Source organism: Frankia sp. CcWB3 (genome assembly GCF_977927595.1).
The window spans coordinates 19,181-26,737 of record NZ_CDWRCK010000004.1; the positions used below are offsets into that span (position 1 = coordinate 19,181).

A 7,557-nucleotide genomic window follows, 5' to 3' on the forward strand; every position below is an offset into this window, starting at 1 on the left:
GCCGGGCTCTGGGCCGGGCTCTGGGCCGGGCGCACCGCCGGGCCAGCGCCGCGGCCGCAGCGGGATCACCAGCGGCGTCCCCGACTCCGGATCGGTGATAATCCGGCAGGCCAGGCCGAAGACGTCCGCGACGAGCGCGGCGGTGACGATCTCGGCCGGCGGCCCCTGGGCGACGATCCGCCCGTCCCGCATCGCCACCAGGTGGTCGGCGTACCGGCTGGCCTGGTTGAGGTCGTGCAGCACCGCCACCAGCGTGTGGTCGCCGCCGGCGAGCAGCTCGGCGCACAGGTCCAGCACTTCGACCTGATGGGCGATGTCGAGGAACGTCGTCGGCTCGTCCAACAGCAGAATCGGCGTCCGCTGGGCCAGGACCATCGCCAGCCACACCCGCTGGCGCTGGCCGCCGGACAGCTCGTCGACCAGGCGGTCGGCCAGGTCGGCGACGGCGGTCCGGGCCATCATCTCGGCCACGACCCGCTCGTCCTCCCGCGACCACTGGCGCAGCAGCCGCTGGTGCGGGTAGCGGCCGCGGGCGACCAGGTCGGCCACGGTGATGCCGGCCGGCGCGGTCGCGGACTGGGCCAGCAGGCCGAGCCGGCGCGCGACCTCCTTCGTCGAGTACGACGAGATCAGCGCGCCGTCGAGGTGCACCGCGCCCGCCTTCGGCCGCAGCAGGCGGACCAGCGCGCGCAGCAGCGTCGACTTGCCGCAGGCGTTCGGTCCGACGATGACGGTGAACGCCCCGTCCGGGATGTCGATCCCCAGCTCGCGGGCCACCACCCGCTGGTCGTAGGCCAAGGTGAGGCCGCGCGCGCTCAGCCGCGTCATGGGGCGTCCTCCGTCATCGGCTCGGTCCCGTCCGCCGGTGGGCGCCGCGCGCCCCGATGCGGCGTCACGCCCGCCGCCGTTGCCGGATCAGCAGGACGGCAAGGTAGACCCCGCCGATGGCGCCGGTCGCCACCCCGACCGGGAGCTGGGTCGGGGCGAACAGTCGCTGGGCGACCAGGTCACCGACCGTCACCAGTGCCGCCCCCGCCAGCGCGGTCGAGACCAGCGGCGGCGCGGAGACCGCCGTGAGCCAGCGGGCCAGCGGCGGCGCGCTCAGCGCCACGAAGCCGACCGGCCCGGCGGCGGCCGTCGCGACCGCGGCCAACGCCGCCGCGACCGCGATCAGCGTGAGGCGGCAGCGTTCGACGCCCACCCCGAGCGCCTTGGCGGTGTCCGTCCCCAGCTCCAGGTAGGCCAGCCGGCGGCCGTGGTAGAGGCCGATCGGCGTCAGGATGACCAGGGCCAGGGCCAGCGGCCGGACCTGGGCCCAGCCGCGGCTGTCCAGGCTGCCGATCAGCCAGATCTGCGCGGCGACCGCGTCGGCCAGCGCCGCCCGGGTGATCAGATAGGAGTTGACCGCGTTGAGCAGCGCCGCGACCGCGATGCCGATCAGGACCAGCCGCGGCCCGGCCAGCCCGCGCCGGTAGGACAGCGTGTAGACCGCCGCGCCGGTCGCGGCCCCGCCGACCAACGCGCCCAGCGACGCCCCGGCGGCGTCCCCGCGCAGGACCAGCAGGACGATGATCGCCCCGGTGGCCGAGCCGGTGGTGAAGCCGAGGATGTCCGGGCTGCCCAGCACGTTGCCCGAGACGCTCTGGAAGATCGATCCGGACAGGGCCAGCGCGGCGCCGACCAGCAGCCCGGTCAGCAGGCGCGGTAGCCGCAGGGTGTTGACCACGAAGTCCGTGCCGCCGTCGCCGTGCCCGAGCAGGGCGCGGGCGACGTCACCCACCGGAATCGGGTAGTCCCCGGTGGTGAGCGTGGCGACGCCGACGGCCACGATCACCAGGGTGAAGCCGGCGCTCACCGCGACGGCGCGGGGAGAGATCCGGACGGACACCGCGTCGGCGCCGAACCGGGCCACCCGGGGACGCCGCGGCGGCGGGAGGGCGCCGGCGGCGGGACGGTCGACCGGGCCGGCCGGCGCGATGCCGGTCACGCCCGGCCCAGCCGCGCGCGGCGGCACAACGCGATGAACACCGGAGCTCCGGCAAAGGCCGTGATGATCCCCACCTGCAGCTCACCTGAAGCGATGATCACCCGTCCGACCAGGTCCGATCCGACCAGCAGGATCGGGGCCAGCATGGCGGAGTAGGGCAGGACCCAGCGGTTGTCCGGTCCGGCGATCACGCGGGCGGCGTGCGGCACGGCCAGGCCGACGAAGCTGATCGGCCCGGCGGCGGCGGTCCCCCCGCCGCAGAGCAGGACGACCGCGAGCACGCCCAGCATCCGGGCCCGGTGAAGGCGGACACCCAGGCCGCGGGCGGCCTCGTCACCCAGCGCGAGCGCGTTCAACGGGCGGGTAAGGGGGAGGGCGAGCAGGAGTCCCGCCGCCATGAACGGCGCCGTCGCCTGCAGCCCGGTCGATCCCGGCGCGGCCAGCGAGCCGACGTCCCAGTGCCGGAACTGGTCGAACGTCTTGGTGTCGATCAGCAGCACGGCGTTGACGAACGCGCCGAGGACGGCCGCGGCGGCCGCGCCCGCCACCACCAGGGTCGCCGGCGTCGTCGCTGCGCGGCCGGTCGCGCCGATCATGAACACGGCGACCGCGGTCAGGGCGGCGCCGGCGAGCGCGAACCACACGTAGCCGCTCGGGCTCGTGACGCCGAAGACCGAGATGCCGACGACGACGGCGGCCGACGCGCCGATGTTGACCCCGAGCATCCCCGGTTCGACCAGATCGTTGCGGGTCAACGCCTGGCTGAGGGCCCCGGCCACGCCGAGCGCGGCGCCGACCACCAGGCCGAGCAGCGTGCGCGGTATCCGCAGGTTGTGCACGACCAGCGCGGCGGACGAGCCGTCGTCGTGCCACAGGACCCGCCACACGACGGTGAACGGCAGGTGGTTGGCGCCGACCCAGACGCTGAGGACGCACATCCCGACCAGAGCGAGCGACGTCACTACTAGGCCGCAGACACGCACTCTCCGTGATCCGAGCGCGCCCCCTTGCCGCCGTTGCCGCCGGCCGGGCGGGGCCGCTGCCGCCGGATCGGGCGGGCGCGGCACCGTCGCCTCAGCCTCCGCGACAGCTCGCACCGCCCGCCTCACAATCTGGCGAAATTTGTAAAGATAGGTTAACTTACCTATGGAGAGCCTAACCTGACTTCACGGTCACGTCCAGCGGCCGCCCGGCGCCGGTAGCGCGGGCCGGGGTCCAGCCAGCCGGGGTCTAGTCAGGGGCGGCCGCGGGCCCGGCCGATGGCGCCGCCGGAGCGTGCTTGACACCCAGGGAGGTCACCCCAGAAGATAGGTAAGCCTTACTTTACCGGATTAGCGTACGCTTCTCGTTACCGACGGGAAAGGGCGGCGCGCCCAGGGACCGGAGGATCGGGTGTGGTGAGAGGTCCGGCGTCCACGGACATCGGCATTCGGGACATCGTCGGAATCGGTTTCGGCCCTTCGAACCTGGCGTTGGCGATCGCCGTGACGGAGCACAACGCGCGCGTTTCCCCGGCGGCGGCGCTGAGGGTGTCTTTCCTGGAGCGCCAGCCCCGATTCGGCTGGCATCGGGGAATGCTCCTCGACGGGGCCACGATGCAGGTATCCTACCTCAAGGACCTGGTAACCCTGCGGAATCCGGCCAGCGATTTCAGTTATCTGTCGTTCCTGCATGAGCGGGACCGCCTGGTTGACTTCATCAACTACAAGACCATGTTCCCGCTGCGCCAAGAGTTCCACGACTACCTGGAATGGGCCGCCCGCCGATTGGATGACCTGGTCGAGTACGACACGCGGGTGGTCGACATCCGGCCGGTCACCGTCGACGGCGAGGTCCGGATGGTGGACGTCGTCGGGGTGCGGGGGACGACCGGGGAGACGGTCGTCCGCCGGGCTCGCGGCGTCGTCATCGCCGTCGGGCTCGAGCCGACGGCGCCAGCCGGCATCGAGCTGTCCGAACGGGTCTGGCACAACCACGACCTGCTCAGCCGGGTCGCGAACCTGCCATCGCCGGTGCGCGACCGGTTCGTCGTGGTCGGGGCCGGGCAGAGCGCGGCCGAGGTGACCGAATTCCTGCACACGAAGTATCCGCGGGCTGAAGTCGTGGCCGTCTTCTCGCGGTACGGTTACAGCCCGGCGGACAACAGCTCGTTCGCGAACCAGATTTTCGACCCGTCCGCCGTGGACGATTTCTACGCCGCGCCGCCGCCGGTGAAGGACATGCTCAATACCTATCATCGGAGCACGAACTACTCGGTGGTCGATATCGACCTCATCGACGAGCTCTACCGCCGTGTCTACCAGGAGAAGATGCAAGGCCGGGAACGGTTGCGCATCATTCGCGCGTCCCGCCTCGTCGAGCTGCGTCAGCTCACCGACGGCGTCGCCGCCGACGTCGAGTTCATGCCGACCGGCACGCGGGAAAAAATAGAGGCGGACGTCATTGTCTTCGCCACCGGGTACCGCTCGCGAGATCCACGCCAGCTCCTCGGCACGATGGCCCGGCACTGCCAGACCGACCCGGCCGGCCACGTGGCGCTCGACCGCGACTACCGGCTGGCGACGGCGCCCGGCGTCCACGTCGACCTGTACGTGCTCGGCGCGACCGAACACTCCCACGGCATCTCCTCGACCCTGCTCTCCAACGTCGCCGTGCGGGCCGGCGAGCTCGTGCGCTCGATGGCCGAGCGGCGCGGCCGCGCCGCAACCCCCGCGGGCGAGGGCGGCGGCACCCCGCTCGAGGCGGGCCACGTCACTCCCCGATCCGCCTGGGACAGCGGTCTCGGGGCGCTGTCGGTCCCCCGCCCGGCCGGGCGGTGATGGCGGCCGGCACCGCCGCGCTCGACTTGGCCGAGCTGCGGCGTCCCGTCCGAGGTCGGATCACGCTGGCGGCCGGGCTGCAAGCTCTGGCCACGGTGCTGGCGATCACCCCAGCGGTGGTGCTGGTGGAGATCGCGCGCCGACTGCTGAGCGGAGCGGGGCAGCCGGTATGGCCGCTGGCGTGGCTCGCGGCCGGCCTGCTCGTGGCGCGCTTCGCGCTGTACGCCGCGGCGAGCCTGCTCAGCCACCTGGCCGACGCGGACCTCGCCTACCTGCTGCGCCGCCGCCTGACCGAGCAGGTGAGCGCGTTACCGCTGAGCTGGTTCGCCGGCGGGGTCTCGGCCCGGGTGCGCTCGACGGTGCAGGACGACGTGGCGACGCTGCACCACGCAGTCGCCCACGCCCGCGGGGACCTGGCTTCGGCCGTGGCCGGCCCGGCGGTGGTGGTCGGCTACCTGCTCTGGGTCGACTGGCCGTTGGCGCTCGTCACGGTGGCGCTCGTCAGCGCGGCCCAGGCGATCCGCCTGCGGCTCGCGGTCCGCGCGACCGACCAGGTCAGCCGGATCGGTGCGGCCAACAACGAGCTGACCGCGGCCGTGCTCGAGACGGTTCGGGGCATCAGCGTCGTCAAGGCGTTCGCCGGCGGCCGGGGCGCTCCCCGGTTCGCCGCCGCCGCGGCCGAGTACGCCGACGCCGACGAGCAGGCCCAGCGCATCTTCCTCCGGCCCCGCGGGGTCGCCCGGGCGACGGTGGCCCCGGCGACCATCGTGTTCGCGGTCACCGCCGTCGGCACCGGACTGGTCGCGGCCGGGTGGAGTGACCCGGTGGACCTGGTGGCCTTCACGCTGCTCGGGGTCGGGCTGTTCGAGCAGATCACGCCGATCTACCTGGCCCAGGACCTGCGCGAGCGATCCCGGGACGCGGCGGCCCGCATCGGCGACCTGCTGCGCGAGCCCCGGCAGCCCGTCCTCGAGCCCGGCCGCGCCCGCCCGGTGGGCACCCCGCTGACGGTCGAGATCGACGACGTCCATTTCAGCTACCCGGACGGTCACGAAGTCCTGCGGGGGGTGAGAGCGACGCTACGGCCAGGCACGGTGACGGCGCTGGTCGGGCCGTCCGGAGCCGGGAAGTCGACGCTCACGATGCTGCTGGCCCGCTTCGCCGACGTCACCGGGGGCGCCATCCGGCTAGGCGGAGCCGACCTGCGCGACATCGACCGGGACGACCTCTACCGCCACGTCGGATTCCTGCTGCAGGATGTCATCCTGCTGCGTCGCTCGATCCGTGACAACATCGCCCTGGCCGTCCCGGATGCGTCCGAGGCGGCGGTACGCGCCGCCGCCCGCGCGGCCGCCGTCGACGACCGCGTCCTCGCCCTGCCGCGCGGCTACGACTCGGTGGCCGGCGAGGACGCCCACCTCTCCGGCGGGGAGGCGCAGCGGGTCGCGATCGCCCGTACCCTGCTGGCCGGGACACCGATCGTGCTCCTCGACGAGGCCACCGCGTTCGCCGACCCCGACTCCGAGGCCGCGATCCAGGACGCACTGGCCGATCTGGCCGCCGGCCGGACCCTGCTCGTGATCGCGCACCGCCTGTACACGATCACCGAGGCCGACCAGATCCTGGTCCTCGACGACGGGCGCCTGATCGAGCACGGCCGGCACGACGAGCTACTCGCCGCCGACGGGCGCTACGCTCAGCTCTGGCGGGCCCAGCAGGGCGGCCGAGCATGACCGGCCACCTGCGCGGCCTCGTCCCGGCCAGCCAGCACCGGCCGCTGGCGCGGTACCTGGTGGCGGTGGCCGGCTACGCCGTCAGCGAGGGCGTAGCCTTCGGAGTACTCGTCCCGCTGCTGACCGCCCTGATCGACGGCCGTACGGCCACCGCGGTGTGGTGGCTGATCCCGCTCACGGCCGCGGCGGCGACCGGCTGGTTCGCCCACTACTACCTCGGGTCGCGGGCGTTGCGACTGTCCTCGGCCTGGCGGCGCGCCCTGTACGCGCGCATCGGCGACAAGCTTCTGGCGTTGCCGTTGGGCTGGTTCGACGGGCCGGCGGCCGGGCAGATCCCACAACTAATCATCGGCGACGTCTCGCGGGTGGCCACCACCGTCTTCCTGGCCGAGGCCCTGATCGGCGCGGTCCTGACCCCGCTCACGATCGGGGCGTTCCTGCTCAGCTTCGACTGGCGGATCGGGCTCGCCGCGCTGCTGGCCGTCCCGGTCGTGCTCGCCGCGCTCTCGGTCGGTCGCCGCCTCACCGAACGCACCGAGGCGGCCAACCACGCCGCCACGGCCGAGGCCGGCAGCCGGCTGGTCGAGTTCGCCGGCGCCCAGCCGACGCTGCGGGCCACCGGTCACACCGCCGCTGGCCGGGCCGCGTTGGACGAGGCGCTGGCCGCCCAGCACCGCGCGGCGCGGCGCGAGATCGTCGGCTCCCTGCCGGGCGAATACCTCGGCGAGCTCGGTATCCAGCTAGCCTTCACGGCCCTGTTCCTCGCCGGCCTCGCGCTGACCACCCATCACGGCCTCAGCCCGACCCGGATGACCGCCCTCGTCGTCTTGGGCATCAGCCTGCTCCGCCCGCTCGACGCGCTGGTCGGGCTCAGCGCCGCGTTGCGCTCCGCCCAGGCCTCGGCCCAGCGGGTCGACGAGCTCCTGGCGGTCGAGCCGCTCCCGGAACCCACGACCGGCCGCCGGATCGGCCAGGCCGGGATCGAACTCACCGATGTCCGCTTCGCCTACCCCGCCGG

General features: G+C 73.4%; 6 protein-coding genes. 3 read left to right on the plus strand and 3 right to left on the minus strand.

The genetic code is table 11. The features are described from left to right. The 3 genes from ACY5KJ_RS00930 to ACY5KJ_RS00940 form a co-directional block, all read right to left on the minus strand. The coding region (locus tag ACY5KJ_RS00930; protein WP_462202512.1) for an ABC transporter ATP-binding protein at positions 1-828 on the minus strand (828 nt) is incomplete at its 3' end. A 64-nt stretch (positions 829-892) separates the two neighbouring features. Further along, a complete protein-coding gene (locus ACY5KJ_RS00935) occupies positions 893-1,978 on the minus strand; it encodes a FecCD family ABC transporter permease (protein WP_462186959.1) in 1,086 nt (361 codons plus the stop codon). A 5-nt stretch (positions 1,979-1,983) separates the two neighbouring features. Then, positions 1,984-2,949 (minus strand): FecCD family ABC transporter permease, encoded by a 966-nt coding sequence (locus ACY5KJ_RS00940; RefSeq protein ID WP_462202514.1) that lies wholly within the window; start codon positions 2,947-2,949, stop codon positions 1,984-1,986. Positions 2,950-3,381: 432 nt separating this feature from the next. Between ACY5KJ_RS00940 and ACY5KJ_RS00945 the strand changes: the two genes are divergently transcribed. From ACY5KJ_RS00945 to ACY5KJ_RS00955, 3 genes are all read left to right on the plus strand, one after another. Continuing rightward, positions 3,382-4,806, plus strand: a complete 1,425-nt coding sequence (locus ACY5KJ_RS00945; protein ID WP_462202515.1) for a lysine N(6)-hydroxylase/L-ornithine N(5)-oxygenase family protein — start codon at positions 3,382-3,384, stop codon at positions 4,804-4,806. Continuing rightward, positions 4,806-6,539, plus strand: coding sequence for an ABC transporter ATP-binding protein (locus ACY5KJ_RS00950; RefSeq protein ID WP_462186952.1), 1,734 nt, complete (start codon positions 4,806-4,808; stop codon positions 6,537-6,539). The genes ACY5KJ_RS00945 and ACY5KJ_RS00950 overlap by 1 nt, the downstream gene beginning before the upstream one ends. After that, positions 6,536-7,557, plus strand: a 1,022-nt coding sequence (locus ACY5KJ_RS00955) for an ABC transporter transmembrane domain-containing protein (RefSeq protein ID WP_462202517.1), incomplete at its 3' end; no start/stop codon positions are given. The genes ACY5KJ_RS00950 and ACY5KJ_RS00955, both read left to right, overlap by 4 nt.